Origin of the sequence: Vibrio sp. S12_S33 (assembly GCF_963889785.1) — a bacterium.
Taxonomy (GTDB): Bacteria; Pseudomonadota; Gammaproteobacteria; order Enterobacterales; family Vibrionaceae; genus Vibrio; species Vibrio aestuarianus.
Window position 1 is genome coordinate 1 of sequence record NZ_CAWPQZ010000438.1, and the last position, 239, is coordinate 239.

Genomic DNA, 239 nt, shown 5'->3' on the forward strand with positions numbered 1-239 from the left:
CATTGCGTAGAAGTTTTGGAGTTGCCTCGGTATTGCACCTGGTGACGCGTAGGGAAGCCCCACTATTAGGCGCATGATGTGGGCTAAGGCTCCATTGAAGCTAAGTTGGTACGGCAAGTAGTCTCCATTCAACGTATTACACATCTGCACCATTTGATATCTGATTAAGTTGTATGTCAGTAGTATTCCCCAGAGCTCTTGTCTCACGAGCTCTGGGAGTCGGCTTCGCAGTGTAAGGC

The 239-nt window shown here is 49.0% G+C and carries 1 pseudogene; it reads right to left on the minus strand.

Annotated features, from left to right (window positions below):
• A pseudogene (locus AACW06_RS20665) lies at positions 1–239 on the minus strand (IS4 family transposase); the annotation flags it as partial.